The sequence below is a fragment of the Nonomuraea glycinis genome (assembly GCF_035920485.1).
GTDB classification, from domain to species: domain Bacteria; phylum Actinomycetota; class Actinomycetes; order Streptosporangiales; family Streptosporangiaceae; genus Nonomuraea; species Nonomuraea glycinis.
The window spans coordinates 2,449,757-2,475,990 of sequence record NZ_CP109166.1 but is presented as its reverse complement, the minus strand read 5'-3'; the positions used below and the strand labels follow the sequence as shown (position 1 = coordinate 2,475,990).

Sequence of the window (26,234 nt, the reverse complement as noted above, 5' to 3'; positions counted from 1 at the left end):
AACGGGAGCACGAGCGCGAACGGTGCTACCCGTAGATCACCGACAGGAAGCGCACCAGGATCGCCTCCCTGAGTTCCGCCGGAAGCGCGTCCAGCACGGCGTTGACCACGGCCATCCGGGGCTGCCCCGCACCCGGCCGCAGGTCCACCCCCACCGAGGCGGCCAGCTCGGCGAAGGTCGCGTCGTCCAGCGCGTCGAGGTCCAGCTCGGTGATCAGCTCCACCAGCCCGTCGGGCACGGCCGGGGGACCCAGCCGCCGGGCCGCCTCAGCCGACTCGGCGATCACCGACAGCATCGACTCCACCCCGGCCAGCGTCACCCCGGTCACGGTGATGTGCAGGTTGGCGGGGATGCCCGCGTACGAGAGCTGCGGTTGCAGGAACCAGCCGCGCGCCCGCGCCTCGTCGGCCAGCGTGAACACGTCCACGTCGTCACCGGCGAAGGCGACCAGCGTGGACTCCGGCTCGCCCAGCACGCGCAGGCCGTCGATCGCGGCGATGCCCTTGCGCAGCCGGGTCTCCGCCTCCAGCGTGGCCCGGCCCAGCTCCAGGTAGCCCTGCCGGCCGAGGGACTGCAGGGTGGCCCAGGCGCCGCCAAGCGAACCCGCCGACCTGGAGCTCTGCACGGTGGCATTGATGATCGTGTAGCCGGGCCAGGCGGCCGAGGCGAAGTAGGCCCTGCGCCGTGTCCCCGGATCGGCGAACAGCACCACCGAGGCCCCCTTCGGCGCGTACCCGAACTTGTGCAGGTCGCAGGAGAGCGAGGTGACACCCGGCACCGACAGGTCGAACGGCGGCACCTCCGCGCCCGCCTCCCGCAGCCACGGCAGCAGCCAGCCGCCCACGCACGCGTCCACATGGCAGCGCACGCCCGCCGCGGCGGCCACCGCGGCGACCTCCTCGACCGGGTCGATCGCGCCCTGCGGGTAGGACGGCGCGGACACCACGACCAGCACCGTGTCAGCGTCGATCACCTCCGCCACGGCCCGCGCGGACACCTGGTACGTCGCCAGGTCCACCGGCACCTGCCTGACCTCGACGCCCAGGTAGTGGGCCGCCTTGTGGAAGGCGGGGTGCGCGGTGACGGGCAGCACCAGGTTGGGCCGGTCGAGGCCCGCCTCGTCGCGGGCCGCCTTCACCGCCAGCATGATCGACTCGGTGCCGCCGCTGGTGAAGATGCCGTGGCCGCCGCCGAGCAGGTCCGCGACCGCGCCGACGACCTGCTTCTCCATCTCCACCACGCTCGGGAAGGCGGTCGGGTCGAGGCTGTTGACCTCCAGCATCTCGAAGTAGGCGCGGGCCGCCGCCTCGTGCACCTCGGGCCGCCCGGTGTCGTACACGTAGGACGTCACCTGGCCGCCGCGCACGGGCAGGTCGTGCTCCTTGAACCTGGCCAGCTCGGCCAGCAGGTCCTCCGCCGTTCTCCCGGTCTCGGGCAGGTTCACGTGCTCTCCTTCGGCCGCCCGCGTGCTCCCGAGAACGTAGACCGACCGAAGCCGCTCGGGTGCTCCCGAGAACGTAGACCGACCGAAGCCGCCCGGTCAATCGGGCTGTTAGCGTTATCGCATGACCATGAGGTCGGATGAGGGCGCCCCGCGCACCAAGCCCGCGGTGCTCGGCGATGTCGCCGCGCTCGCCGGGGTCTCGGCGATGACGGTCTCCCGGGTGCTCAACGCGCCCGACCGGGTGCGGGCGGAGACGCGCGACCGCGTCCTCGCCGCCGTCCGCGAGCTGGACTACTGGCCCAACCTGGCCGCCCGCCAGCTCGTCACCGGCCGCTCCGGCGTCCTCGGCGTGGTCAGCATCGACACCACCCTGTACGGTCCCGCCTCCACCCTCTACTGCATCGAGCAGGCGGCCAGGCTCAGCGGCTACAGCGTGAGCATCGCCAGCCTCGGCATGCTCAGCCGCCGGTCCATCCAGGAGGCCGTGCGCCGGCTGCGCGCCCAGTCGGTCGACGGGGTGATCATCCTTGCGCCGCACGAGTCGGCCGCCGACGGGCTGCGCCACCTGCCGCCCGATCTGCCCGTGGTCGCGGTGGACGCGGGGGAGGACATCCCGGTTCCGGTGGTGACCGTGGACCAGCGGGCCGGCGCCGCCCGCGCGACCCGGCACCTGCTCAGCCTCGGCCACCGGACGGTGTGGCACCTGGGCGGGCCGGTCGACTGGCTGGACGCCAACTACCGGATCGACGGCTGGCGCGGCGTCCTGGAGGCGGAGGGCAGGCCGGTGCCCGAGCCGCTGCGCGGCGACTGGAGCCCGCGCTCCGGCTACGAGCTGGGCAGACGGCTGGCGGCCGACCCGTCGGTGACGGCGGTGTTCGTGGGCAACGACCAGATGGCGCTCGGCATGCTGCGGGCGCTGCGCGAGGCCGGCCGGCGGGTGCCGGAGGACGTGAGCGTGGTCGGCTTCGACGACGTGCCGGAGGCGGGTTACTTCTCGCCGCCGCTGACCACGGTACGGCAGGAGTTCGGCGAGGTCGGCAGGCACGCCTTCCGCCTGCTGCTGGACCGGATGGCGGGCCACACCGAGCCGGCCCGCCGCCTGGTCGAACCCCAGCTGGTCGTACGAGAGAGCACCGGCCCCGCTCCCGCCTGATCCTCGACGGGGCAAGGTCGTGACACGCTCTCGCGCAACGATCCACGGCAGCCCAAAAGATGATCCTCATTACGGTGCGAGGCAGCGTTTCCGCTGGTAGAAGCAGCTCACCAGATAGACGATCCCTACAGGACATCACGGCCGGCGGGCCGGTTACGCCGCCCGCCCGGCGCGGTTCAACCCCTTCCGGGGATGCCGCGTCAGCCGATAACGGTAGGGGAGCGCAATGAGCGACAACACGGAACCGAAGCTGATCTACGGCCAGGGGGCCGGGGCGTGCCCTGAGGGGAACTTCTGTCTCTACCGGGCCAATGACTTCAACGCGGGTCAGACCCCGGGGCGTGGCGACAAGATCCTGGCCATCCCGACGGGCGCGCACGTCAACGACTTCTCCGCGTACGGCTTCGACCACAGCGGCGACGGGGTGAGCGCCGTCGTCAACAACACGGTCGAGGACAACGCGCTCTTCTCGGCCGCCGACCAGCAGGGACACTCGCTACCGGTGGAGCGTGGGGTCTCGATCGCGAGGCTGTCGGACATCCCCATGGCCGGGAGCCCGAACGGCTCCTGGAACGACCAGGCCCAGTCCGCGCTCGCAGCCCGCTTCGTCGGGAATCTGCGCGTCGATCAGGAACTGCGGGGCCACTGGGCGGAAGGCCCGGGGCACCTCTACTCCTACCGGCTCACGATGCACGCCGAAGACACCCGCGTCATGAAATGGGCCGTGGGCTTCGGTGGCCTGCCGGAGGAAAGCTCACTGTCCAAGACCTTCATCGACACCTTCTGGGGCGAAATCCTCCGCGACGGCACCGACGGCGCCGTCCTGCTCGGCTCTCCCCATGGGGGCGGGCACAGCGTCGATCCCGGGACGGCCCTGCTCATCGACATCCAGGTCGTCTACCCCGACCAAAGCCCTGCCTACGAACGCCTCACCGGCCTGAACGCCCAGCAGCTGGGCTGACCCGAGTGGAGCCGAGCAGGCGGAGAACTTCGACGTGCTCACGAAGCGGAATCTTCGCCTCCCGCGCCTCTCTCAGGACAGGTGGATGACGTTCCAGCTCACCGGCGGCAGAAGGACGCGCATCGGATCCTGTTCCACGTTCTGGTTGGGCCGGGGAGAGACCCGGTCCGGGTCGTCGGCGGTGTTGCGGGCGTAGACGTCCGGGTCGGTGAGGGTAGTGGCCGAGGTGATGCGCAGGCCGCGGGCGTCGAGTTCCAGGGAGAGCGGCCCGTCCACAGCCCTGTTGACGGCGAAGACCGTGACCCCCTCGTCCGAGCGCGTGGCGACCGCGTGCAGCAACGGCACTTCGCCGTACTGCGCGCTGTCGTACAGGGGCGAGACCGGCTCGACGCGGAGCACGTCGCCGGCGGCGTACCGGGAGGTCTGGGCGAACGGGTGGAAGGTGGTCTGCCGCCAGGCCCGGCCGCCCGGCTCGGTCATGATCGGGGCGATGACGTTGACGAGCTGGGCGAGCGAGGCGGCGGTCACCCGGTCGCTGTTGCGCAGCAGGCTGATCAGCAGGCCGCCGAAGGCCACCGCGTCGGCCAGGTGATAGTGGTCCTCCAGCAGCGGCGGCGCCACCGGCCAGTCGCTCCCCGGCGCGGCGGCCTGGAAGCGCGACTGGTACCAGATGTTCCACTCGTCGAAGGAGATGTCGATCCGCTTGCGTGACTTGAGCTTGGCGCCGACGTGGTCGGCGGTGGCGACGACCGAGCGGATGAAGTAGTCCATGTCGGTGGAGCAGGCCAGGAAGCTGCCGAGGTCGCCGTCCTTCTCCTGGTAGTAGGCGTGGCAGGAGATTAGGTCCACGACGTCGTACGTCTCCTCGAGCACGGTCGCCTCCCACTCGCCGAAGGTCGGCATCCCGGAGCCGGAGCTGCCGCAGGCGACGAGCTCCAGGCCGGGGTCGATCATGCGCATGGCGCGGGCCGTCTCGGCGGCGAGCCGGCCGTACTCGCGGGCGGTCTTGTGCCCGGTCTGCCAGGGGCCGTCCAGCTCATTGCCCAGGCACCACATCCGGATGTCGTGCGGCTCCTTGGCGCCGTGGGCGACCCGCAGGTCCGACAGCGTCGTGCCGGACGGGTGGTTGCAGTATTCGAGCAGGTCGAGCGCCTCGGGGATGCCCCGGGTGCCGAGGTTGACGGCCATCATCGGCTCCACGCCGGCCTTGCGGCACCACAGGACGAACTCGTCGACGCCGACCTCGTTCGTCTCCGTGCTGTGCCAGGCGAGGTCGAGCCGCCGGGGGCGGTCCTGCTTGGGCCCGATGCCGTCCTCCCAGCGGTAGCCGGAGACGAAGTTGCCGCCCGGGTAGCGGATGGTGGAGACGCCCAGCTCGCGGGTGAGGTCGAGGACGTCGCGCCGGAAGCCGTCCGCGTCGGCGGTGGGGTGGCCGGGCTCGTAGATGCCCGTGTAGACGCATCGGCCCAGGTGTTCGACGAAGCCGCCGAAGGTGCGGCGACGCACGGGGGAGACCCGGAACGCGGGGTCGATCGTCAGGTGGGCCTGCTGCACGGCGACTCCCTGGGTGCACAGTCGAATGACCTCGATTGTTGGCGCTATCACCAGCGTGGGTCAAGGACGGCAAGCGCTTGCCGGTGGGCCCTTGACAGGGTGTCTGTTACCGCTAACACTCGGGTAATTCCGAAGTGAGCGCACCACGGACGCTCAGCTCCACCTTGCCGAATCCCTTCGAATGTTAGCGAGAACATTTAGGAAGAGGCTCCCCGTGCCCGGTCCCCCCGCCATCGCCCGCCGGCACCTGCTCGGCGGCGGCCTCGCCCTCCTCGGCGCCGCCGCCGCGGGCTGCGCCCTCCCGGTCGGCCTCGGCTCCGCCCAGACCCGCGTCAAGTACTGGCACTTCCTCGGCGCGAGCGACGGCATCATCATGAACCAGATGGTCGGCGCGTTCGCCCAGGAGAACGCCGGCATCTTCGTTGAGGAGAACGTGCTCGCCTGGGGCGAGGCCTACTACACCAAGATCGCCATGGCGGGGGCAGGTGGAAGGTCGCCCGACCTGGCGACCTTCCACCTGGCGCGGCTGGCGGGCATCGGCCCCGGCCAGATCCTCGACCCGATCAACATGGACCTGCTCGCCGAGAACGGCCTTCGACCGGCCGACTTCAGCCCGCCCATCTGGGAACGCGCCCACTACGACGGCACCCTGTACGCGGTGCCGTTCGACGCCCACCCCATGGTGCAGTACTACAACACCGACGTCTGCGGGCGGGCCGGCCTGCTCGGCCCGGACGGCAAGCTGCGGCCGACCAACGGCCCGGACGAGCTGCTGGCCGCGCTGCGCAAGGCCAAGGAGGCGCTCGGCGGCGCGCCGCCCCTGGCCGTTGACGTGCTCGGCCTCGGCACCGTCGGGCCCTGGCGGGTGTGGTGGTCGCTCTACCCGCAGAGCGGCGGCACCCTGGTCTCCGACGACGGCACGCGGATCACCATCGACGACGCCAAGGCGCTCCAGGCGCTGCGGTTCATGCGGCAGCTCGGCGAGGAAGGACTCTGCGACCCGCGGACCGACTACAGCGCGTCCGTCGCCCAGTTCACGAACGGTCAGGCGGCCTTCATGTGGAACGGCGACTGGGAGACCACCGGTCTCAAGGAGCGCGGGACGCCGTTCAGCATGACCCGCTTCCCCAGCGTCTTCGGCAGCGGCGCCGCGCAGGCCGACTGCCACGTGTTCGTCCTGCCGCACCAGCGGGACCGCGACCCGGAGGTGGAACGGGCGACCTACCGGTTCATCGCCTACCTGGTCAAGAACAGCGCCGACTGGGCCGTGGCCGGGCATGTGCCCGCCTACCTGCCCACGCTGGAGGAGCCCGACTACCTGGCGCTGCAGCCGCAGTCGGAGTACCGCTCGGTGATCACTGACGTCGCCCTCGACCCGCAGGTCTGGTACGCGGGCTCGGCCTCCCGGCTGTGGATCGACTTCGGCGGGGCGTTCTCGCCGGTCGTCAGCGGGGAGCGCACTCCCGAGGAGGGACTGGCCCTGGCCAAGGCCGCGCTGGCCCGGCTGATGGCCGCCCCGATCCCCTTCCCCGCCGAGGAGCGATGATGACGACCACCGTCGCCGCGCCCACCACCGGCAGCGCGCCGCTCGCCGAGGCCAAGGTGCGCCGGAGCTGGACCCAGCACGGGCTGCTGTTCGTCGCGCCCTTCCTGCTGGTCTACCTGGCCTTCCTGGTCTGGCCGACCCTGCTCGGCCTGCGGATGAGCCTGTCCAGCGTGAACATCGCGGGCAGCAACGACCGCCTCGTCGGGTTCGCCAACTACGCCGAGGCGTTCGGCGATCCCCGCATGTGGCGCTCGTTGTGGAACACCGTCGTCTTCACCGCGCTCAGCACGGTCCCGCTGGTGCTCCTCGGCCTGCTGTTCGCGCTGCTGGTGCACAACCTGCGGTTCATGCAGTGGCTGTGGCGGCTGTCGTTCTTCGGGCCGTTCCTGCTGCCGTCGGCCGTGGTGTCGATCCTGTGGCTGCGGATGATCTACCCGCCCGACTTCGGCCTGCTGAACGGCTCCCTGGGCACCGACATCCTGTGGCTGGGCGACCCCGGGCTGGCCATGTGGTCGATGGTGCTGACCACCGTGTGGTGGACGGTCGGCTTCAACTTCCTGCTCTACCTGGCCGCCCTGCAGTCCATCCCGCAGCACCTGTACGAGGCCGCCGCCATCGACGGGGCCTCCGCCTGGGACAAGCTCCGCGCCATCACCCTGCCGATGCTGAGCCGTACGACCGCGCTCATCGTGATCCTGCAACTCCTGGCCTCGCTCAAGGTCTTCGACCAGATCTACCTGATGACCGGCGGCGGGCCCGAGGACGCCACCCGGCCGATCATCGAGTACGCCTACGACATGGGCTTCACCAGCTACCGCATCGGATACGCGTCGGCCGTCTCGTACATCCTCTTCGTTCTGATCGTTGTCGTTTCCCTGGTGCAGCTCCGGATGTTCCGCAAGCGCGAGGAGGCCTCGTCATGACCAAGAGGTTCAGCCCGAGCCAGCTCGTCCTGCTGGTCATCGCGGTCATCCTGGCCGCCGTCTGGCTCGCGCCCATCGCGTGGGGACTGGCGACGTCGCTCAAGCCGGAGGACGAGACCACCGTCATCCCGTTGCAGTGGTTCGGCAGCGAGCTCACCTTCGACGCCTACGCGCTGGTCCTGGGCACCGGCGGCATCGTCAAGTGGGCGATCAACTCGGTGGTCACCGCCGTCATCGTCACCTTCCTGACCGTGCTGTTCTCGGCGATGGCGGCGTACGGCTTCGCGCGCACCCAGTTCAGAGGGCAGCGGGCGCTGCTGGGCCTGATCCTGGCCGGCATCATGGTGCCGCCGCACGTGCTGATCGCCCCGCTGTTCGCCCAGATGGTGGCGCTCGGGCTGGTCGACACTTGGTGGGCGATCATCCTGCCGCAGGTGGCGGCGCCGCTGATCGTCTTCATCCTGTACAAGTTCTTCCAGGACGTGCCGCCGGAGCTGGAGCAGGCGGCGTTCGTGGACGGGGCGGGCCGCTGGCGGGTGTTCTTCACCATCGTCCTGCCGCTGTCCCGCCCGGTGCTGGCAGCGGTGTCGATCTTCACCTTCATCACCACCTGGAACAACTTCCTCTGGCCCTTCCTGGTCTCCACCGACCCGAACACGATGACCCTGCCGGTAGGCCTGGCCAACGTCGTCCAGGGCACCTTCGGCCTGCGCTACGCCCAGATCATGGCCTCGGTGATGCTCGCCGGCCTCCCCCTCCTGGTGGTCTTCGTCCTCTTCCAACGCCAAATAATCCGAGGAGTCGCCCACACCGGCCTCGCCGGCCAGTGACACAGCGTTATTGCGATTTTCGCAAAAGAAACGTAGGCTCGGATCCATGCCCGGGGAGACGACCAAGCGAATACAGCGGCTGATCACCGAAAGCGCTCTCACCCAGACGGAGTTCGCCGCCAGGGCCGGTCTCGACGCCTCCAAGTTCTCCAAGTCCATGAGCGGCGTACGGCGATTCACCTCATTGGACCTGGCCCGCATCGCTGAGGTCGGCGGTGTCACCGTCGACTGGCTGCTGGGCATCGACAGGCCGGCGCCGGCGCTCGCCGCCCGGACCCGAGGCTCCACGTCCGAGCAGGAAGCCGTTGCGGAAGCCGAACGGCTGGCGCAGTTCTGGGCCGACCTGACCTTCCTCGGCTACGAACAGCCGCGGGCGGCGTTGGCCGCCCTCCCCCCACGAGGCAGATGCATCGACCAGGGACGTGAGCTCGCGGAGTCGGCCCTGCGGCTCGCCAAGAGCCAGAACGTCGAGCCGTGGCAGAGACGAGACCTCGCTCCCCTGGTCGAGGACCTGTTCGGCATCGACGTTCGGATCATGCGCTTTTCGGCCGGCTACGAGGGGTTGAGCTGGAGTGACGACGCCTGCAAACTGATGATCGTCGGCACGTCGGACATCCCGGCACGGCAACGGTTCACAATCGCCCACGAGCTCGGCCACCTGATCGCAGGGGACGACCAAGGGCTGCACCTGGATCCCAACCTGAGTGACGCGGCGCACAGGAAGAACCCCTCCGAGATTCGAGCCAATGCCTTCGCCACGGAGTTCCTCCTGCCCCGCGAGGTGTTGAAGGAGAAGGCCAGGGAGAAGGACTGGTCGGATCGATCGTTCGCTGAGCTGGCCTGTGAGCTCTACGTCTCACCCGTGAACCTCGCCTGGCGGCTGTTCAATCTCGGTCTGATCGACAGCGAACAGTGCGCCAGATTCAGGGCCATCTCCGCACTGCAGGCCGCTACGCTCGCCGATCGGCTGGAGTCCCACTGGGCGTGGATCGCCTCGGCCGGACAGCCACGGATCTCCGTGCCTCTGGTGCGAACGGCATTCCAGGCTTACCAGCAGGGAGACACCACGCTGCGCCCCCTCGCCAATCTCCTCCGCGTGGACACCGCACATCTGCGGCAAGCCATGGACGGGGCACGAGAGGAATCTCCCCTGTCCTCATGAGCTACTTCGTCTATTGGTTCCCCGACAACACCGTCCTGATCAACTTCGCGTGTGTCTCACGCTTGGATCTCCTGAAGGAGATCCTCCGGGGTCGTGGGCGGTGGACGGACGCGATCGCCGACGAAGCTGCACGATCGGCTCGCTTCTACCCCGACCTGGCCGACATCGCTCGGGAGGCGTGGCTCGGTGATCCGATCGAGGTGACGAGCAGTCAAGAGCAGCTGCTCGTCGAACGTATTCGCCGAGCGGCCTTCGGCGGACCCGCTGACCAGCCTCGCAAGCACCTCGGTGAGGCGTTGACTTGCCACGTCATTCGATCCAGGCCCGAATTCTCCGCCTCCTTCTGGATCACCGACGATCGTGACGCAGCCGAGTACGCCAAAGGTCAGGGAATCGCCACTCGCGACACGCAGGATCTGATCTCTGAGGGCGTCCAAGATGGGTGCGTCAGCCGGGACGACGGGTTCAAGCTTCTCCAGGAGATGAGCCGCCTGGGCCGGGCCGTTCGCGTGCCGCCCAGCCCGTCCAGCCTGTGAACCCGTGCCGGCTACGACCACGGGCCTCCTTCTGGAGGACTACGGAAACGTTCTGCGGAAGGATGTCCTGCGGCGTTTCGCGGGTCACAGTTGAGGGATGAAGCCACTCATCCGGACGGCCGTCGCTCTGGCCGTGGTCGTTCTGCTCGCAGCGTGTGGGGTTACGCCGCCGGAGTCCGCTGGGCATGGCGGGCATGGGGGTGCGCCGGTGGCCGCGCCGTTGCGGGACGGGGAGCGGTTCATGTCGTTGACGATGGCGGAGGCGTACACGCCGTCGGGGCCCAGGGGCGGTACCGATGACTACCGGTGCTTCGTCATCGACCCGGGGCTGAGCGAGCAGGCGTTTCTGACCGGAGCTCAGTTCCTGCCGCAGAACGTCGAGATCGTGCACCACGCGATCTTCTTCAGGCTCGATCCCGAGCGGGCGGCCGAGGCGAGCCGGCGGGACGAGAGCACTCCTGGTCAGGGGTGGACCTGCTTCGGCGACGCCGGGATCGAGGAGGCGGCGTGGGTGGCGCACTGGGCGCCGGGCACCAAGGAGGTCCTGCTCGATCCGGCGTACGGCTACGCCATGCCGCCGGGGAGCAAGCTGGTCATGCAGGTGCACTACAACACGCTGAACGTGGAAGGGGAGCCGGGCAGCGACCGGTCGGGGATCCGGCTGCGGGTCACCGGCAAGAAGGTGAAGGAGCTGGACACCGCGCTGTTCCCGGCTCCGGTGGAGCTGCCCTGCACCAAGGAGGAGTCCGGTCCGCTGTGCGACCGGGAGGCCGCCGTCAAGGATGTCGGGCGCCGGTTCGGTCAGGGGTCCGAGGCCCAGGTGGGGGTGCTCGCGCGGGAGTGCGGCAAGCCGGAGCCGGGGCCGACCCAGCACTGCGACTTTCCCATCGAGGGTCCCGCGAAGGTGCACGCCCTGGCCGGCCACATGCACCTGCTCGGCCGGGCCATCAAGGTCGAGCTCAACCCGGGGACCGACCGGGCGCGGACGCTGCTCGACGTGCCCACGTACAACTTCGACGACCAGGCGCTGCGGCCGTTGCCCGAGCCGGTGACCGTCGACAGGGGTGACGTGGTCCGGGTGACCTGCACGCACGACGCCAAGCTGCGCTCGATGCTGCCGGAGCTGAGCAAGCTGGAGCCCCGCTATGTCGTGTGGGGCGAGGGCACCAGCGACGAGATGTGCCTGGGCATCGTCATCGTTTCCGCCACTTAGGGGCTTCTGGCGGGCAATTACCGACAGAGCGTGAAAAATTAGCTCATTTCGACTGTACGGCGGAGCGCGGGACTCTACGGTTGCGGTGATCATGCCCCCATCGGGCGTTCATCGACGCGAGGAGTTGTTGTCAGCATGTCCGGAACCAACAGGGATGAGCAGCCCAGCAAGCTCAGCCGGCGCGCGCTGGCCGCCACGGGTGTAGGCGCGTTGGCGGCCTGGGGTGCGCATCCCGCCACGGCCGCGGCCGCCGCCGCGACCGCCGTCGACCCGTCCGTCTACCGGGTCGACGTGAAGGACTACGGCGCCAAGGGCGACGGCAGGACCGACGACTCCGACGCGATCAGGGCGGCGGTCACCGCGGCCATCGCCGGCCGGAACGCGGGCGTGGTCCAGAAGGAGATCTTCTTCCCGCCGGGCAACTACCGGGTGACGAAGAAAGACACCCTGATGTGGTCGCCCACCACCGGGAACGCCGACCAGATCTTCGGCCTGCGCTACCGCGGCAGCGGCGCGCGGGTGACCACCATCACCTTCGACACCGCCTTCGGCGCCACCGACGACCCCCGCGAGAACAACCTGATCACGTCGGCGGTCCGGCTGCGCTACACCTACTTCCAGGACATGGCGTTCAAGTCGGACAACCTGAACAACCGCTTCGCCTACTTCTGGTCGGTCAACGCCAGCGACGACAACTCGCAGTATCCCGACTACGGCTACGGGCAGAACCAGTATTTCGTCTACGAGAACGTCGAGTGGAAGGGCAAGTGGGACCGGGTCATCGGCCTCGACGGCGACCACAAGGCCAACAACAACAGCGAGCACCACTTCATCCTGTGCTCGACGGACACCGTCTCGGAGTTCAAGGACGCGTTCCTGCACTGCGGGATCTCCAGCCCCGCCGATCGCAACCTGCAGAACCAGTTCCTCAACTACTTCATGCTGTCCTGCAACTTCGCGGTGGCCGGCGGCGACTTCTTCCGGTTCGACCGGGGTGGGTCGATCAACGTGATCGGCGGCTCCTGGTCGACGGTGGGCAACGACAAGCCGGTCCGCTACTTCTACATGCCGCTGTCCAACGGCGAGATCAGCGCGACCCGGTTGTACGTCACCGGGGTGCGGTTCGAGCCGAAGGGCGCCCAGCACAAGATCATTGACTGTAACTGGAACAACGGCTCGGTGGTGTTCACCTCGTGCTCCGACATGGCCGCGCTCCAGTCGTCCAACCCCGGTGGCCACGCCGCCGTGAACTGGGGCCTGCACCGGTACGCCGCCACCGCCAACCGGCTGCCGATCGTGCGCTACCAGGACTGCACGCTGGCCGGCTTCCATGACGTCGACGCCGCCGGGTCCGCCCTGACCCACGGCAAGATGATTTACGAGGGCTGCCGTTTTTATCACAACGCCAGCGCGGTGGGCACGGCCTCGCCCAATTTCCTCCGCTACCGGAGTGCGCCGAAGCGTTTCGCCTTCCGTGACTCCTGGGCCACCCCCGACGTCGAAGGCTAAGTCTCCCTGTCCAAGTGGATGGTCGCCCATGCCCGCGCGTACCTGAATTATCGCTCCAAAGGGACGCCCGGACATTCAACCCGAGACCCACCTCTTTGCGTACACGTTTGGACAGTGCTCGCAGACGGGCCTTTCCGCCCCGTTGAGGAGAGGGACGACATGACCAGACTGCGATCAGCACCGCAGAGCCGCAGGCAGTACGTGTGGCCGTTGGACGGCGACGTCCAGGCGGTGGGTCATGCCCGGACGACCATCCGAACGTTGTTGACCCAATTGAAAATCGCAGCCGACATCGTCGACGACGCCGTACTGATGGTCAGCGAGCTGGTGACCAACGCCTTCCTGTACGGGGACGCGCCGTACGAGATGGTGTTGAACGTCGATCACAAGGAGATCGTGTGCGTGGTGGTGGACAGCGGGGAGCCGCTGCCCGCCCCACGTGCTCCTGACCTGCACTCCGAGGGCGGCCGGGGGCTGCACATCGTGGCGGCACTGTCCAACGGCGTGCACGGCAGCCACCGCCGGCACTATCTCACCTGGCCCGAGCTGACGGGCAAGGCCACCTGGTTCGCCCTTCCCCGCATCGCCGGCGCGACCTGACAGGAAGGAACGTTCTCGGCGGCTACTCCGCGTAGGGCTGGTCCGCTCCCTGGGCGCTGTAGCCGAGACTCCAGATGTAGCCGTCCGGGTCGGCGAAGGAGCCGCCGTACCCGCCCCACGGCAGGGCGCCGGCGGGCTTGAGGATGGTGGCGCCTGCCTTCTCGGCCTCCGCGATGATCTCGTCGACCCGTGCCTCGCTGCGGACCACATAGGTGAGGACGAGCCCGCTGAAGCCGCTGCCCTCCGCACTCGTGCCCACCTGGGCGGCCAGGCCCTCGCGACCGTAGAAGCCGACGGGCGAGGCGCCGTCCGACTCGAAGAACACCGAGATGCCGTAGTCGTTCTTGATCTTCCAGCCGAGCCCTTCGGTGTAGAACCGCTTGGCCCTGTCCATGTCCTGGACGGCGAGGAGGATCGAGCTTACGTGCGCTTTCATGCCTGGTCTCCTTGGTGCTTCGGGGTGATGCAAGCAACGCTACAAACGACCCCCTGCCGGGCGCTTCTCCATTCGTGCTCGCTTCGGCCGTCCGCTCTGCCGGGTCACCGCGGGTTCCGGACGATCATCGGATGGCCCTCAGATTCACGATCACCTGCTTGCCGTCCCGGTCGTACCGGAACAGCCCGGGCGCCCGGTGGTCCAGCACCGCCACGGGAATCCCCCAATACTTCCCTCTCTTGGTCGGCCGCAGCCCGAGATCGGCGCCCCGGCGCGTGGTCACGTCGTACAGCACCTGACCGCGCGGTCCGCCTCCCTCGGCGCGCTGCGTCAGCAGGAGGAAGCGGTCGAGGGTCATCGAGAGGGAATCGGCCACGCGGGGCATGCCGGGCAGGTCCCGGGTGCTGCCCTCGCGGCTCACCAGGGTGCCGCTCTGCACGCACCAGCTGATCCCGCAGAAGGCGGGCGGCTCGACAGAGGCCTTGCTGCGCTTGCCCGTCTTGATGTTGAGCAGGTCGCCGAAGATCACCCGCTTCTTCTTCCACTTCTTGTGGTCGTAGGGTGGGGTGGCGGCCCAGGGCCAGCCGATCAGCGTGTACGCGGACGTGCCGGGCAGCAGCCGGGGCGTGCCGCCCGACAGCGGCATCTCGAAGACGCCGCCTTTGCCCCACCGCGTCCACACCGCCTTGTCGCCGACGATCTCCAGGTAGATGCCGCCGTAGCCGGGCACGCCCTCGAACGTGGTCAGCCGGCTCTGCGTGCCGCCGGCGCGGGGCGCGGTCCAGATGTCCACGATCCGCCTGCGCTCCTGCTTGCGCACGGTCCACCAGTACAGCCGATCGCGGTCGGCCAGCACGGACCCCGTGGTGATGACGGTTTTGGGAGGCGGCGTGACCCGCACGAGCAGCCGCGCCGTCCGTGCCTTGACGTCGTAGGCCCACAGGCCGTCCATCTTGTCGGCGTTGCCGTCCTTCTCCGTGCGGACCAGCACGGTGCGGTCGTCGAGGAACACCTCCGGCGTGAAAGGCCTGCCGTTCGGCAGCATCGCGGGCACGACGTGCACGGCACCGGGCCAGACCTTCTCGATGGGCGGGTAGGTCTTGTCCGCCTTCGGGACCGGCGCCTCGGTGGTGGCGACGGCGGGCGAGGGCGTCGCCGCCGGCGTTTCTCCTGCGGCGTCGATCACCAACGGCGCGCCGGCGGTCAACAGGACCACGGACGCGGCGGCGGCGAACCACACCACGCCGTGCCGGTGGCGCTTGCGGTGCTCCTCCTCGATGCGCGCCAGCAGGTCGTCGGCGGGGCGGGGGGCGTGCCGGGCCGCGGCGGCGAGCTCAGCGGTCAGGGACATCTCCAGGTCGTCGGTCACGTGACGTACCCCATGTTCTCTACGATTTCGGGCAGGTCGCCACGGAGCTTGGACAGCGTCCTCCAGAGGCCGGAGCCCTCGTAGGGGGCGTCCTCATAGGCGCTGTCGGGTGGCGTGGCCGTGATGTGCTCACGCCTGCGCCTCCGCCAGGAGTTGATGTGCAGGCGTGTCATCGTCGTCCGGACGTAGCCGTCCAGCGCGTTCTTCCGGCGCACCCGCGACCACGAGCCGCGCAGCCGGACCAGGGCCTCCTGCACCAGGTCGGCCGCGTCGTGGGGGTTGCCTGTCAGTACGTAGCCGTAGCGGAGTAATCCGTCCACGCGTTCGGCCACGTACTCCTCGAACAGCGGATCTTCCTGCACTCCCGCATCCTCCTCCGTCCCGGTCTAGACGGAACGGAGGCGGCAAGTGTTGCACCTGGCGTCAAAGGCCTCGATACGGCTCAAGGGTTCAGCGTGGTCCGACGGAACCGGACCGCCGTCTCGCGCGGTGCACCACGGCAGGCAGAGGTCAGGTCAGGGAGGCGGCGGCGGGGAAGCGGTCCCAGACGCGGTGCGTCCCCAGGAGTTCGAGCGTTTCCCGCAGGACCGACGTGCCGTCCTCGCCGAGGAGCACGCCCGGAGCCTGCGCGGGCACCCCCGCCTCGGAGAAGGCCTGCGAAGCCGTTCCCCAGCCGCCGAGCGGCTTGCCGTGGCGGTAGACCTCCGCGATCAACAGCAGCACCCGTGGGTCGACCGGCGCGTCCGCGCCACCGGCCGCCTTCGCGTCGCGCGCTCCGTACGCGTCCTTGCCGGGTGCGGGGGCGCCCGCCACCAGCAGCGCGTCGAACTCGACGGACCGTGCGGTGACGAAGGTGCGCTGCACCGGCAGCGTCCCGCCGAGCTTCCCGCCGGTCGGCGCGATGATCAACGGCACCAGCCCGCCGTCGAGCACCGCCTGGCGCACGGCGCCGAGCGCCGCCACGTCGCCGTTGCCGTCTCCGGCGACGATGCCGATGATCCGGCCGTCGGCCGGCCAGGTCTGCCCGATCTGGGACAGCGCCGGGCTCGGCGGCGAGTCCGCCAGCGGCTGGGACGCGGCCGGCGCGGGCAGCCCGAGCCCCTCGGCGACCTGCCGGCACAGGACGGAGTCGATGTTCGCGAGCACCCCCAGGTAGCGTTCCTTGACGGCCTGCTCGTAGCATTTGCCCAGCTCGAAGGTGTAGGCCGCGATGATGTGCTCACGCTCGACCGGCGACATGCTCAGCCAGAACAGCCGCGCTTGGCTGAAGTGGTCGGCGTACGAGGCGGGCGCCTCACGCACCTTCCGGCCGGACACCTCCAGCGGTACCTCGACGTACGCCCCCTCGGCCGCGCCCGCGGTGAAGGGGCAGCCGCCGTCGAGCGAGTTGGGCCGGTACGGCGCGACACCCCGATGCACGGCCGTCTGATGGAACCCGTCCCGCAGCATGTCGTTGACCGGCGCGTGCGGGCGGTTGATCGGGATCTGCGCGAAGTTGGGCCCCGCCAGCCGGGTGATCTGGGTGTCGAGATAGGAGAACAGCCGCCCGGCCAGCAGCGGGTCGTCGGTGACGTCGATGCCGGGCACCAGGTGGCCGACGTGGAAGGCGACCTGCTCGGTCTCGGCGAAGAAGTTGGCCGGGTTGGCGTTGAGGGTGAGCAGGCCGATCCGCTGGACCGGGGCCAGCTCCTCAGGGACGATCTTCGTCGAGTCCAGCAGGTCGATGCCCTCGAACGTCTGCTCCGGCGTGTCGGGGAAGACCTGGATGCCCAGCTCCCACTGCGGGTGGGCGCCCGCCTCGATCGCGTCGGCGAGGTCGCGCCGGTGGAAGTCCGGATCCACGCCGCCGAGCAGCTGCGCCTCCTCCCAGACCAGGGAGTGCACGCCGAGCTTGGGCTTCCAGTGGAACTTCACCAGCGTGGTCGCCCCCTCCGCGTCCACCAGCCGGAAGGTGTGGACGCCGAAGCCCTCCATCATCCGGTAGGAGCGCGGGATGCCGCGGTCGGACATGTTCCACAGCGTGTGGAAGGTCGCCTCGGTGTGCAGACCGGCGAAGTCCCAGAACGTGTCGTGCGCGGTCTGTGCCTGCGGGATCTCCCGATCCGGATGCCACTTGGCGGCATGGATGACGTCCGGGAACTTGATCGCGTCCTGGATGAAGAACACCGGCATGTTGTTGCCGACCAGGTCGAACACCCCCTCGGAGGTGTAGAACTTGGTCGCGAACCCCCGCGTGTCCCGTACGGTGTCCGCCGACCCGCGCGAGCCGATCACGGTGGAGAAACGCACGAAGACCGGCGTCTCGACATCCTTGCCGAGAAAGGCGGCCTTGGTGATGTTCGAGGCGGCCCCGTAACCACGGAAGACGCCGTGCGCCCCCGCGCCGCGCGCGTGCACGACCCGCTCGGGTATGCGTTCGTGGTCGAAGTGCATGACCTTCTCGCGCAGGTGGTGGTCCTGCAGCAGGACCGGGCCGCGCGGGCCCGCCTTGAGCGAGTGGTCGGTGTCCCGCAGCCGCAGCCCCTGGGCGGTCGTCAGGTACGCGCCGTCCTGCGCCACCTTCGCCTGCGGAGCGCCGGTGGGCTGCCCGGTGGGCGAGAAGGTGTCCGGCCCGCTCTGGTCGGGCTTGGGCGGCAGCGGCTCCCTGGGCTCGGTCGGCTCCTCCAGGGACGGTGGCGCACTGTTCGGAACCCCGGGAATCTCGGCCGGACCCCCATCGCCGGTGACCGCGCCGACGACCTTGTCCACCGCCGATCTGATGGGGTGGGACTGCTCCATGCTCTCTCCTTGGCGTGAGGCTGCGTCACTGGGTGGCGTGGGCAGATACCCCCACGGCAGGCCGCCACGCGGAGCTTTACAGCGCCCTCGGGCGAATCGCATCAGCTGTTGATCCGCAGCGATGGCCAGGTCAACCGGCGCGTACCGATTGACATCCTATAGCTATGTCCAATAGCTTTTAAGATATGCAACGTAGCTACGGGAACGGGGACACTGACCATGCCTAGAGCCGGGCTCACCCCCAGCCGGGTCGTCGACGCCGCCATCGAACTCGTTGACAAGCACGGCCTTCCAGCGCTGACCCTCGCCGCCGTCGCCGAGCACTGCGGCGTCGCGGCCCCGTCGCTCTACAAGCACGTGAGCAACATCGCGGACCTGCGCACCCTGGTCGGCATACGTGTGATGGAAGAGATGACGGACAGTTTCACGGCCACCGTGCTCGGCCGCAGCGGCACCGACGCCATCACCTCGCTCATGCGGGCCTACCGCGCCTACGTGACCGCACACCCCGCCCGCTACGCGGCCGTCCCCGTCAACCCGCTGCACCAGCAGGAATACGCCGCCTCCGGGCGCCGCATGCTCGGGGTCATGCAAGCCGCGCTGCGCCCCTGGCAGTTCGACGAGAACGAATTGATCCACACGATCCGGGCCGCCAGAGTCATCGTCCACGGCTTCGCGTCACTGGAGGCGGCGGGTGGCTTCGGCCTGCCACACGACCTCGACGAAACCTACGAGCGCCTGATCCGGCTGTTCCTGGCCACCCTCCCCCCGCTTTAGGAGATCGCCGTGCCCCTCACCCACACCCGACTCGCTGCCGCCGCTCTGACCGCGGCCGGTGTGCTGTTCTTCCTCTACCCGGCGCTTCGCCCGTGGGCGGATGAGTCCACAGCCGACGGTGCCCTGCACGCGCTGTCCTCGCCATGGTGGGTGGCGACCCACCTCTTCGCGATGATCGGGTTCATCCTCGTCCCGCTGGCGCTGCTGCCGATCAACCGTACCGCCGCCGTCATCATGTGGATCGGCGCGGGGCTGACCCTGCCCTACTACGGCGCGGAGAACTTCGCCCTGAACACACTCGCCATCAAGGTGAGCGACGGACAGCAGTTAGACCTGCTCGACCTCACGGAGAGCATCCGCTACCACCCGGTAGCGGCCACCACGTTCCTCATCGGCCTGATCCTGCTGGGCGCCGGCGCACTCACCGCCGCCGTCGCGATCTGGCGCTCCGGTGTGCTGCCCCGATTCAGCGCAGTGCTCTTCGGCATCGCCTTCGCCCTGTTCATTCCGCAGTTCTTCGTCGGCGAGGCGGGGCGAATCGCGCACGGTGTGCTCATGGCCGCCGGATGCGGGTGGCTTGCGCTCTCCCTTTGGCGGACCCGCACCGCCCCACTTGATCGCCCCACCGTCGCGTAACACTCGACGCACAACAGCTAGCGTGCCGCGTCCAACGTTCGTCGGCTAGGTCCAAGACCCCGGTGACGCCTTCCAACCACCGAGTCGCCCGAGGAGGAAAAAGGGCTCATTGTCGATCTCGGCCAGCAACCGGCCAGGCCGATCACTACCCGCACGGGCACTCGACAACAGGTACGCCAGTGAACGCCACGGCCACCGGGACCGCAGAAAGGACAGCGGATGCTGAGCGAGGGCCTGCAGAGCGGTCGGGGTGCGCACCGTTAGAAGCTAACCGCTGGGAAACCGCCCGTCCGTTCCCGGCTGACCCATCTGGGCGGTCAACTGGGCTGGATCTCGGCCATGACTCGTCGCATGTCGGCGATGGCGCGCAGGGTCCCACGGAGGGTGCCGGTTACTTTGGAACGTCCTGTCCGGGCCAGGTAGTCCACGTCTACCTCGGCGATCCGCCAGCCGGCTGCGGCGGCCCGGAGCACCGTCTCCAGGGGGTAGCCGAAGCGGCGGTCGGTCAGGCCGAGGGCCAGCAGCGACGAGCGCCTGGCCGCCCGCATGGGGCCGAGGTCGTGCAGCGGCGCGCTCGTGCGCCGGCGCAAGGTGCGGGCGAGGACGGCGTTACCCAGCCGGGCGTGCGGGGGCCAGGCCCCCGCGGTCTGCGGCACGCGTCGTCCGAGTACGAGGTCGCTGCTCCCGTCGAGCACCGCACTGGCCACCCGGGGCAACTGGGCGGGATCGAGCGAGGCGTCGGCGTCCATGAAACAGATGAGCTCGGCGGACGCGGCCAGCAATCCGGCATGGCAGGCGGCACCGAAGCCGCGCCTGGGTTCGTGGACCACCTGCGCCCCGAGGTCGTGCGCGATCTGTGCGGAGTGGTCGGTGGAGCCGTTGTCGACCACGATGGGGCGATAGCCGTCGGGCATGCGCCCGAGTATCCAGCCGAGCGCGGCTTCCTCGTTCAGGCAGGGCAGGATCACGTCGATCGTCATGACCGGGCGAACTCCTTCATCCCCGCGTCGAAGCCGATCTCGGCGCGGAAGCCGAGCTCGGTCTCGGCCCGCTCGGGCGAGGCGACGATGTGGCGGACATCGCCCAGCCGGTAGTCCCCGGTGACCTGCGGGCTCGGCCCGCTCCGTTCGGTGGCCAGCGCGCAGGCCATCTCGCCCACGGTGTGGGGGGTGCCGGAGGCGATGTTCCAGGCCCGCAACTCGCCGGGCCGGCCGGGCGCCGCCAGAGCCGCGAGATTCGCCCTGGCCACGTCGCGCACGTGGACGAAGTCACGGAGCTGCCGGCCGTCTTCGAACACCTTCGGCGCCCGGCCCGCCTGCAGTTCGGAGCGGAAGATCGCCGCCACTCCGGCGTACGGGGTGTCGCGGGGCATACGCGGCCCATAGACGTTGTGATAGCGCAGCGCTGCCGCGCTCCCGCCCGTCTCCCTGGACCAGTTGGCGGCCAGGTGCTCCTGGGCGAGCTTGCTGGTGGCGTAGGCGTTGCGCGGATCGGGTGGTGCGTCCTCCTTGATGACCGCACTGCGCACCGGCTCGCCACATCGCGGGCAGGCCGGTTCGAACCGGCCGCGCTCCAGGTCATCGACGGCACGGGGGCCGGGCCTGACCTGGCCGTGCGTGGCGCACTCGTACCGGCCCTCGCCGTAGATCACCATCGAGGACGCCAGCACCAGCCGCCCGATGCCGTGCCTGGCCATGGCGGCCAGCAGGACGGCCGTGCCGTACACGTTGACCGAGGCGTAGTCGGGCAGATCGGAGACGTCCACGCCGAGACCCACTTTGGCCGCCTGGTGCACGACGACGTCGACGCCCGGCAGCAGCGTGTCCAGGGTCGCCGCGTCGCGGACGTCGGCGCCGCACCGCAGATCCAGGCCGACGACGTCGTGACCCGCCGCTTGCAGGATCTCGGCAACGTGTCCGCCGATGAAACCGGCCGAGCCGGTGACCATCACTCTCACGCCGCCGACGGTAACCGCCACCTGTGCCGTACCGAAGCCGTGTAAGCACTTCGTAAGGGTTCTTACGAAGGGCGAACAGGGGACGCCGCCGCGGTTCCACAGCGGTTTCAGGATGCGAGGCTGCCGCCTGTGAGTCGAAGCTTGCTCGTGGTCAGCGGGGTCCTCGCCGCCCTGGCGGCCGTCCTGCTCAGGATGGTGGCCGGGCCACCCGGCCTGGGCTGGTATCTGCTGGCCTGGGCGCTGTTCGCGGCCGCCTTGTGGCTGGCCCGGCGGATGCCCGAACAGCGCCTGGGCGCGCTGGTCGTCGCCGGCGGTGTCACCCTGGCCGCGACCGGGCTGGCGGCCCCGCCGAGCAGCAGCACCGACTCCTTCCGGTACGCGTGGGACGGCCGGGTGCAGGCCGCGGGCATCTCCCCCTACGACCATCCACCGTCGGACCCGGCGCTGGCCGGGTTGCGTGACGAATGGCTCTTCCCCTCCGGTTGCGGCGCCCCCGACCTGCGGGGCCTGCCAGACGGCGGCTGCACGCGGATCAACCGCCCCACCGAGCCCACGATCTATCCGCCGGTCGCGCAGGGATACTTCCTGCTGGTCCACTGGCTGTCGCCGGAAGGTTCGCGGCACAAGGCCCTCCAGCTCGGCGGCTGGGTGATGGCCGTGCTGGTGCTGGTGGCGTTGTGCCGGCTCGCGGGCGCCCGCCGGACGGCGTACTGGGCGTGGTGTCCGGCGGTACCGGTCGAGGCCGTGAACAACGCGCACGTCGACATGCTCGGCGTGCTGCTCGTGGTGCTGGCCTTCGGCGCCGTCCGCGCGGGTCCCGCCCGCGGCGCGCTGCTCGGCGCGGCCGTGGCGGCCAAGCTGCTGCCCGTGACAGCGCTCCCCGGCGCCCTGTCCGGCGTGCTGGCGAACGGCGTGCCGGCGAACGGCGTGCCGGCGCGCGGCGTGGCGTGGCGGCGCGTTCTCGGCGCCGTGGTGCCCGCCGGTCTCGTGGTGGCGCTGTCCTACCTGCCCTATGTCCTGGCCTCGGGAGCCTCGGTGGTGGGATACCTGCCGGGCTACCTCAAGGAGGAGCGCTACGACGGGCCCGACGGGGGCAACCGTTACGCGATCCTGCGGCTGGTCATGCCGGACTCGTGGGCCCCGTATGCCGCGATCGCGCTGCTCGGCCTCGTGGTCCTCCTCGTGCTGCGCTACGGCGACGCCGACCGGCCCTGGCAGGGCGCTCTGCTGGTCAGCGGCTCGCTCCTGCTGCTGCTCACCCCCGGGTACTCGTGGTACGCGCTGCTGGTCGTCGCGCTGGCCGCCATGGACGGACGGTGGGAATGGCTGGGCGTGGCCCTGGCGGGCGCGGTCGCCTACACCGCCGGACCGGCCGCCCCCGGCAACCTGGGAACCCCCTTCTACGTCGCCGCCGCACTGGCCGTGCTGATCGGCTGGGCCGCCCGGCGGCCGCACCGAGCGGAGATACGCCGATGAACCTCACAACCGTCTCCGCCAGGTTCACCAGCCGCCTGCGCGCCGAGCAGGTGGCCGCCAAGCTGGGCATCTGGCTCGGCGTGAGCTTCACCGTCGCCTTCGTCACCGGATTGTTCAGTCATTTCCTGCAGCACCCGCCTGCGTGGCTGCTGTGGCCCTCCCGGCCGGTCAACCTCTACCGGGTCACTCAGGGGTTGCACGTCATCGGCGGGATCGCCACCGTGCCGCTGCTGCTGGCGAAGCTGTGGGCGGTCTACCCGAAACTCTGGCAGTGGCCCCCGTTCCGCTCCATGGGCCACGCCGTCGAACGGCTCTGTGTGCTGCTCCTGGTGGCGGGCGCGTTGTTCCAGCTCGTCACGGGGGCACTGAACATCGCCTACGTCTACCCGTGGCCGTTCGGCTTCCTCCAGGCGCACTATTGGACGGCCTACGTCGTCTACGGCGCGCTCCTGATCCACGTGGCCAACGAGTGGGCCAAGGTCAGGCGGAGCCTGTGGACCCGCGTCGAGAGCCCAGAACGCCGGCGCCTGCTGTTCACCGTCGCCGCGGCCTGCGGCCTGACCGCCCTGGTCACCGCGGGTGAGGCGGTCACCCCGCTGGCACGGCTGGCCGTCCTGGCCCCGCGCGATCCGCGGGTGGGCTCCCAAGGGGCGCCCGTCAACAGGTCGGCGGCCGCGGCCGGCGTGGTTGCCACCCCCGACTACCGGCTGCTGGTCACGGGCGCCGTCCGCACACCCCTGTCGCTCGGCTACGCCGACCTGCTCAAGCTGCCGCAGCACACCGTACGCCTGCCGATCGCGTGCGTGGAGGGCTGGAGCGTGGAGTGCGAGTGGACCGGCGTACGGCTGCGCGACCTGCTCCGGTCCGCCGGCGCCGCCCCGGACGGCTTCGTCATCGTCGAGTCCCTGGAACGGGCCGGATATTACCGGACCAGCGAGATCCGCCCACCTCACTGGAGCGATCCGCTGACCCTGCTGGCCTTGCGGATCAACGGGCAGACGCTGGACGCCGACCACGGCTTCCCGGTGCGCCTGATCGCGCCGAACCGGCCGGGCGTCCAGCAGACCAAGTGGGTCAAGGAAGTGAGAGTGATATGAGATGGGTCGGTTACGCGGCCGGCGGCGCCCTGATCGTCCTCGGACTGGCCGGGCTGGCGCTGGACGGGGTCCTGATCGGGTGGGCTCTGTGGTTCGGCGGAATCCTCGTCGTGCACGACGCCCTGCTCGCTCCTGGGGTGGCGGTGGCCGGCACGGTGATCGGCCGGTGGCCCCAGCCCGTGCGGACCGCGCTCATCCTGGCGGGAACCCTGACGGCGGCCACCCTCCCCACCGTGCTGGCGCTGGGCCGGCGGGCCGACAACCCGTCGATCCTCCCGCTGGCCTACGGCCTCAACCTCGTCATCGTCCTTGCGGCCATCGCCCTGCTCGCGGTGGCGGATCAGCTGCTGTCAGCATCTCGAAAGGACCGAGCACGTTGAGCCATCACCCTGTCGACCACTCGCCGGCGCAGATCGTGATCATCGCCAAGGAACCGCTGCCCGGGAGGGTCAAGACCCGGCTGACCCCGCCGTACAGCCCGGCCGAAGCCGCCGCCCTCGCCGAGGCCGCGCTCAGCGACAGCGTGCGCGCCGTCGCCGCGGCCCCGGCCACCCAGCGGGTGCTCGCCCTGGACGGGCTGCCGGGCCGCTGGCTGCCCGCGGGATTCGTGGTGATCCCGCAGCGCGGCGAGGGGCTGGACGAGCGCCTGGCGGCGGCCTTCGCCGACGCCCTCCGGCTGCGGCCGGATCCCGTCGTACTGATCGGCATGGACACCCCGCAGGTCACCCCCGCGCTGCTGCGCGAGGCCGGGCAGGCGCTGGAGCGGCACGACGCGGTGTACGGTCCGGCCGCCGACGGCGGCTTCTGGCTGCTCGGCCTGCGGCGACCGGACCCGGCGCTGCTCCTGGGGGTTCCCATGTCGCATCCGGAGACCGGCAAGCTCCAACTCGACCGGCTCGAACGCGCCGGGCTGGCCGTACACCACCTGCCCGAGCTGATCGACGTCGACACCGCGGCGGACGCCGTCGCCGTGGCCGCCGCGGCGCCCGCGTCCTGTTTCGCCGCCACGCTGCGCGAGCTGGGCCGATGATCGGGGATATCTACGCCGACGCCCTCGCGGGGGAGTCCGCCGAGATCGAGTACGTGGACGGTACCCGGGTCATGCTGGAGACCGCACGCTGGTTCGAACCGATCGACGGGGACGAGGAGCTGCTGAGCCGCTGCGCCAGCCCCACGCTGGACGTCGGCTCCGGTCCTGGACGTCTCACGGCGGCGTTGACCCGGCGCGGAATCCGCTCACTCGGCATCGACATCACCCCGCGCGCCGTCGCCCTGACCCGCCGCGCCGGAGGGTTCGCCCTGCTCCGGGACGTCTTCGAGGACGTACCCGGCAGCGGCCGCTGGGCGACGGCGCTGCTCGCCGACGGCAACATCGGCATCGGTGGCAACCCCGAAGCGCTGCTGCACAGGGTCAGGCAGCTCCTCCGGCCGGGTGGCACGATCCTCGCCGAGGTCGCGCCGCCCGGAACCCGAAGCCGGGTGGACCGGCTCCGGTTACGGCGGGGGCCACGTGCGGGGGACTGGTTCGGCTGGGCGACCGTTTCGGCGAGTGACATCCAGCGGATCGGGCTGGCCGGCGGGTTCGCGGAAGTCGACTGCTGGACCGCGCACGGGCGCTGGCTGGCCCATTTGCACTAGGACGGGTCCAGGGTGATGCCCTCCCGGCGGAGATCCTCGATGATGCCGTCGACCAGGCGGGTGCTGACCGTGTGGGTCAGCCGGCCGTTGTCGCGGAGTTCGCGGACGGCGGGGACCGGGTCGGGGTCGGCGAACAGGCGCTCGTCGGTGTAGTCGACCGGTCTGCCCGTCGGGTCGATGGTCCACCAGGAGGCTTCCATCGCGATGCCGTTGGGGTCGCTGAAGTAGATCGACCGCAGGTAGCCGTGGTCGATGACGTCGGTGACCTCGCAGCCGTGCTCCTTGAGCCGGTCGCGCAGGCGTACCAGGGCGTCCTCGTCGGGCAGGTGCAGCGACAGGTGGTCGAACTGCGCGGCCTTGGCGTACGGCACGCCGGCGGGCTTGGCGAAGCTGTCGAGCTCCTGGTCGGTGTACTCGAAGAAGGCGACGGTGTTGCCGGCGCCCACCTCGAAGAAGTAGTGCCTGAAGGAGGGAATGGCGAGGGTGGTGACCAGGCGGGCGTCGAGCACGCCGTGCCAGAACCGGACGGTGGCGTCCATGTCCGGAGTGATGAGGGCAAGGTGGTGTACGCCCCGCCAGTGCACCGTTTCTGGGGTAGCAGCCATGCTGCTAACCGTAGACCTTTCAACTATTTCTCCG

At 69.8% G+C, this 26,234-nt stretch carries 26 protein-coding genes; 17 read left to right on the top strand and 9 right to left on the bottom strand.

Annotated features, from left to right (window positions below):
- Positions 1-25: 25 nt before the first annotated feature.
- Positions 26-1,444: a pyridoxal phosphate-dependent decarboxylase family protein gene (locus OHA68_RS11370; RefSeq protein WP_327107603.1), complete on the bottom strand. Its 1,419-nt coding sequence runs from the start codon at positions 1,442-1,444 to the stop codon at positions 26-28.
- 121 nt (positions 1,445-1,565) lie between these two features.
- Between OHA68_RS11370 and OHA68_RS11365 the strand changes: the two genes are divergently transcribed.
- Complete coding sequence (locus OHA68_RS11365; protein ID WP_456094124.1) at positions 1,566-2,597, top strand: LacI family DNA-binding transcriptional regulator; 1,032 nt, start codon at positions 1,566-1,568, stop codon at positions 2,595-2,597.
- 226 nt (positions 2,598-2,823) lie between these two features.
- Positions 2,824-3,558, top strand: coding sequence for a hypothetical protein (locus tag OHA68_RS11360; protein ID WP_327107602.1), 735 nt, complete (start codon positions 2,824-2,826; stop codon positions 3,556-3,558).
- Positions 3,559-3,630: 72 nt separating this feature from the next.
- Here OHA68_RS11360 and arfA read toward each other — a convergent pair whose 3' ends face one another.
- A complete protein-coding gene (gene arfA / locus OHA68_RS11355; RefSeq protein WP_327107601.1) occupies positions 3,631-5,112 on the bottom strand; it encodes an arabinosylfuranosidase ArfA in 1,482 nt (493 codons plus the stop codon).
- A 214-nt stretch (positions 5,113-5,326) separates the two neighbouring features.
- On the opposite strand from arfA, the gene OHA68_RS11350 reads away from it, so the two are divergent.
- The 8 genes from OHA68_RS11350 (at position 5,327) to OHA68_RS11315 (ending at position 13,431) form a co-directional block, all read left to right on the top strand.
- On the top strand, positions 5,327-6,658 hold the full coding sequence (locus OHA68_RS11350; protein WP_327107600.1) for an extracellular solute-binding protein: 1,332 nt from the start codon (positions 5,327-5,329) through the stop codon (positions 6,656-6,658).
- Positions 6,658-7,581: a carbohydrate ABC transporter permease gene (locus OHA68_RS11345; RefSeq protein WP_407674491.1), complete on the top strand. Its 924-nt coding sequence runs from the start codon at positions 6,658-6,660 to the stop codon at positions 7,579-7,581. The genes OHA68_RS11350 and OHA68_RS11345 overlap by 1 nt, the downstream gene beginning before the upstream one ends.
- Complete coding sequence (locus OHA68_RS11340) at positions 7,578-8,411, top strand: carbohydrate ABC transporter permease (RefSeq protein WP_327107598.1); 834 nt, start codon at positions 7,578-7,580, stop codon at positions 8,409-8,411. The genes OHA68_RS11345 and OHA68_RS11340 overlap by 4 nt, the downstream gene beginning before the upstream one ends.
- A 46-nt stretch (positions 8,412-8,457) precedes the next feature.
- Positions 8,458-9,573 (top strand): helix-turn-helix domain-containing protein, encoded by a 1,116-nt coding sequence (locus OHA68_RS11335; RefSeq protein ID WP_327107597.1) that lies wholly within the window; start codon positions 8,458-8,460, stop codon positions 9,571-9,573.
- Positions 9,570-10,109: a hypothetical protein gene (locus tag OHA68_RS11330; RefSeq protein ID WP_327107596.1), complete on the top strand. Its 540-nt coding sequence runs from the start codon at positions 9,570-9,572 to the stop codon at positions 10,107-10,109. The genes OHA68_RS11335 and OHA68_RS11330 overlap by 4 nt, the downstream gene beginning before the upstream one ends.
- Positions 10,110-10,206: 97 nt before the next feature.
- Positions 10,207-11,322, top strand: a complete 1,116-nt coding sequence (locus OHA68_RS11325) for a monooxygenase (protein WP_327107595.1) — start codon at positions 10,207-10,209, stop codon at positions 11,320-11,322.
- Positions 11,323-11,457: 135 nt separating this feature from the next.
- On the top strand, positions 11,458-12,831 hold the full coding sequence (locus OHA68_RS11320) for a glycosyl hydrolase family 28-related protein (protein WP_327107594.1): 1,374 nt from the start codon (positions 11,458-11,460) through the stop codon (positions 12,829-12,831).
- Between the two features lie 159 nt (positions 12,832-12,990).
- A complete protein-coding gene (locus OHA68_RS11315; RefSeq protein WP_327107593.1) occupies positions 12,991-13,431 on the top strand; it encodes an ATP-binding protein in 441 nt (146 codons plus the stop codon).
- Between the two features lie 22 nt (positions 13,432-13,453).
- On the opposite strand, the gene OHA68_RS11310 is transcribed toward OHA68_RS11315, so the two are convergent.
- The 4 genes from OHA68_RS11310 to OHA68_RS11295 form a co-directional block, all read right to left on the bottom strand.
- On the bottom strand, positions 13,454-13,867 hold the full coding sequence (locus OHA68_RS11310) for a VOC family protein (protein ID WP_189137912.1): 414 nt from the start codon (positions 13,865-13,867) through the stop codon (positions 13,454-13,456).
- A gap of 124 nt (positions 13,868-13,991) precedes the next feature.
- Complete coding sequence (locus OHA68_RS11305) at positions 13,992-15,236, bottom strand: TolB-like translocation protein (RefSeq protein ID WP_327107592.1); 1,245 nt, start codon at positions 15,234-15,236, stop codon at positions 13,992-13,994.
- Entirely contained in the window at positions 15,233-15,598 is a 366-nt protein-coding gene (locus OHA68_RS11300) for a sigma factor (RefSeq protein ID WP_327107591.1), read from the bottom strand. The genes OHA68_RS11305 and OHA68_RS11300 overlap by 4 nt, the downstream gene beginning before the upstream one ends.
- A gap of 148 nt (positions 15,599-15,746) precedes the next feature.
- Positions 15,747-18,014, bottom strand: coding sequence for a catalase (locus OHA68_RS11295; protein ID WP_327107590.1), 2,268 nt, complete (start codon positions 18,012-18,014; stop codon positions 15,747-15,749).
- Between the two features lie 219 nt (positions 18,015-18,233).
- Between OHA68_RS11295 and OHA68_RS11290 the strand changes: the two genes are divergently transcribed.
- Positions 18,234-18,791: a TetR/AcrR family transcriptional regulator gene (locus tag OHA68_RS11290; RefSeq protein ID WP_327107589.1), complete on the top strand. Its 558-nt coding sequence runs from the start codon at positions 18,234-18,236 to the stop codon at positions 18,789-18,791.
- A 9-nt stretch (positions 18,792-18,800) separates the two neighbouring features.
- Positions 18,801-19,427 carry a hypothetical protein gene (locus tag OHA68_RS11285; protein ID WP_327107588.1) on the top strand — a complete coding sequence of 209 codons (627 nt, stop codon included), beginning with the start codon at positions 18,801-18,803 and terminating at the stop codon, positions 19,425-19,427.
- 317 nt (positions 19,428-19,744) lie between these two features.
- Here the strand turns inward: OHA68_RS11285 and OHA68_RS11280 are convergent, their stop codons facing one another.
- Both OHA68_RS11280 and OHA68_RS11275 read right to left on the bottom strand, forming a co-directional pair.
- Positions 19,745-20,407: a glycosyltransferase family 2 protein gene (locus OHA68_RS11280; protein ID WP_327107587.1), complete on the bottom strand. Its 663-nt coding sequence runs from the start codon at positions 20,405-20,407 to the stop codon at positions 19,745-19,747.
- Complete coding sequence (locus OHA68_RS11275; protein ID WP_327109488.1) at positions 20,404-21,375, bottom strand: NAD-dependent epimerase/dehydratase family protein; 972 nt, start codon at positions 21,373-21,375, stop codon at positions 20,404-20,406. Before OHA68_RS11275 ends, OHA68_RS11280 begins: the two co-directional genes overlap by 4 nt.
- 138 nt (positions 21,376-21,513) lie before the next feature.
- Between OHA68_RS11275 and OHA68_RS11270 the strand changes: the two genes are divergently transcribed.
- The 5 genes from OHA68_RS11270 to OHA68_RS11250 are packed head-to-tail and all read left to right on the top strand — an operon-like array spanning position 21,514 to position 25,595.
- Positions 21,514-22,860, top strand: a complete 1,347-nt coding sequence (locus OHA68_RS11270) for a glycosyltransferase 87 family protein (protein ID WP_327107586.1) — start codon at positions 21,514-21,516, stop codon at positions 22,858-22,860.
- Positions 22,857-23,957, top strand: a complete 1,101-nt coding sequence (locus OHA68_RS11265; RefSeq protein WP_327107585.1) for a molybdopterin-dependent oxidoreductase — start codon at positions 22,857-22,859, stop codon at positions 23,955-23,957. The genes OHA68_RS11270 and OHA68_RS11265 overlap by 4 nt, the downstream gene beginning before the upstream one ends.
- Positions 23,954-24,337 carry a hypothetical protein gene (locus OHA68_RS11260; protein ID WP_327107584.1) on the top strand — a complete coding sequence of 128 codons (384 nt, stop codon included), beginning with the start codon at positions 23,954-23,956 and terminating at the stop codon, positions 24,335-24,337. Before OHA68_RS11265 ends, OHA68_RS11260 begins: the two co-directional genes overlap by 4 nt.
- A complete protein-coding gene (locus tag OHA68_RS11255) occupies positions 24,334-24,987 on the top strand; it encodes a TIGR04282 family arsenosugar biosynthesis glycosyltransferase (RefSeq protein ID WP_327107583.1) in 654 nt (217 codons plus the stop codon). The genes OHA68_RS11260 and OHA68_RS11255 overlap by 4 nt, the downstream gene beginning before the upstream one ends.
- On the top strand, positions 24,984-25,595 hold the full coding sequence (locus OHA68_RS11250; RefSeq protein ID WP_327107582.1) for a class I SAM-dependent methyltransferase: 612 nt from the start codon (positions 24,984-24,986) through the stop codon (positions 25,593-25,595). The genes OHA68_RS11255 and OHA68_RS11250 overlap by 4 nt, the downstream gene beginning before the upstream one ends.
- On the opposite strand, the gene OHA68_RS11245 is transcribed toward OHA68_RS11250, so the two are convergent.
- On the bottom strand, positions 25,592-26,200 hold the full coding sequence (locus OHA68_RS11245) for a VOC family protein (protein WP_189137921.1): 609 nt from the start codon (positions 26,198-26,200) through the stop codon (positions 25,592-25,594). The genes OHA68_RS11250 and OHA68_RS11245 overlap by 4 nt on opposite strands.
- Positions 26,201-26,234: the final 34 nt, after the last annotated feature.

Bases quoted from the DNA above. Each gene is read 5' to 3' on its own strand.
- OHA68_RS11365 (WP_456094124.1), top strand. From the start codon at position 1,566: ATGACCATGAGGTCGGATGAGGGCGCCCCGCGCACCAAGCCCGCGGTG.
- OHA68_RS11360 (WP_327107602.1), top strand. From the start codon at position 2,824: ATGAGCGACAACACGGAACCGAAGCTGATCTACGGCCAGGGGGCCGGG.
- OHA68_RS11345 (WP_407674491.1), top strand. From the start codon at position 6,658: ATGACGACCACCGTCGCCGCGCCCACCACCGGCAGCGCGCCGCTCGCC.
- OHA68_RS11340 (WP_327107598.1), top strand. From the start codon at position 7,578: ATGACCAAGAGGTTCAGCCCGAGCCAGCTCGTCCTGCTGGTCATCGCG.
- OHA68_RS11335 (WP_327107597.1), top strand. From the start codon at position 8,458: ATGCCCGGGGAGACGACCAAGCGAATACAGCGGCTGATCACCGAAAGC.
- OHA68_RS11330 (WP_327107596.1), top strand. From the start codon at position 9,570: ATGAGCTACTTCGTCTATTGGTTCCCCGACAACACCGTCCTGATCAAC.
- OHA68_RS11325 (WP_327107595.1), top strand. From the start codon at position 10,207: ATGAAGCCACTCATCCGGACGGCCGTCGCTCTGGCCGTGGTCGTTCTG.
- OHA68_RS11320 (WP_327107594.1), top strand. From the start codon at position 11,458: ATGTCCGGAACCAACAGGGATGAGCAGCCCAGCAAGCTCAGCCGGCGC.
- OHA68_RS11315 (WP_327107593.1), top strand. From the start codon at position 12,991: ATGACCAGACTGCGATCAGCACCGCAGAGCCGCAGGCAGTACGTGTGG.
- OHA68_RS11310 (WP_189137912.1), bottom strand. From the start codon at position 13,867: ATGAAAGCGCACGTAAGCTCGATCCTCCTCGCCGTCCAGGACATGGAC.
- OHA68_RS11295 (WP_327107590.1), bottom strand. From the start codon at position 18,014: ATGGAGCAGTCCCACCCCATCAGATCGGCGGTGGACAAGGTCGTCGGC.
- OHA68_RS11290 (WP_327107589.1), top strand. From the start codon at position 18,234: ATGCCTAGAGCCGGGCTCACCCCCAGCCGGGTCGTCGACGCCGCCATC.
- OHA68_RS11280 (WP_327107587.1), bottom strand. From the start codon at position 20,407: ATGACGATCGACGTGATCCTGCCCTGCCTGAACGAGGAAGCCGCGCTC.
- OHA68_RS11275 (WP_327109488.1), bottom strand. From the start codon at position 21,375: ATGGTCACCGGCTCGGCCGGTTTCATCGGCGGACACGTTGCCGAGATC.
- OHA68_RS11265 (WP_327107585.1), top strand. From the start codon at position 22,857: ATGAACCTCACAACCGTCTCCGCCAGGTTCACCAGCCGCCTGCGCGCC.
- OHA68_RS11260 (WP_327107584.1), top strand. From the start codon at position 23,954: ATGAGATGGGTCGGTTACGCGGCCGGCGGCGCCCTGATCGTCCTCGGA.
- OHA68_RS11250 (WP_327107582.1), top strand. From the start codon at position 24,984: ATGATCGGGGATATCTACGCCGACGCCCTCGCGGGGGAGTCCGCCGAG.
- OHA68_RS11245 (WP_189137921.1), bottom strand. From the start codon at position 26,200: ATGGCTGCTACCCCAGAAACGGTGCACTGGCGGGGCGTACACCACCTT.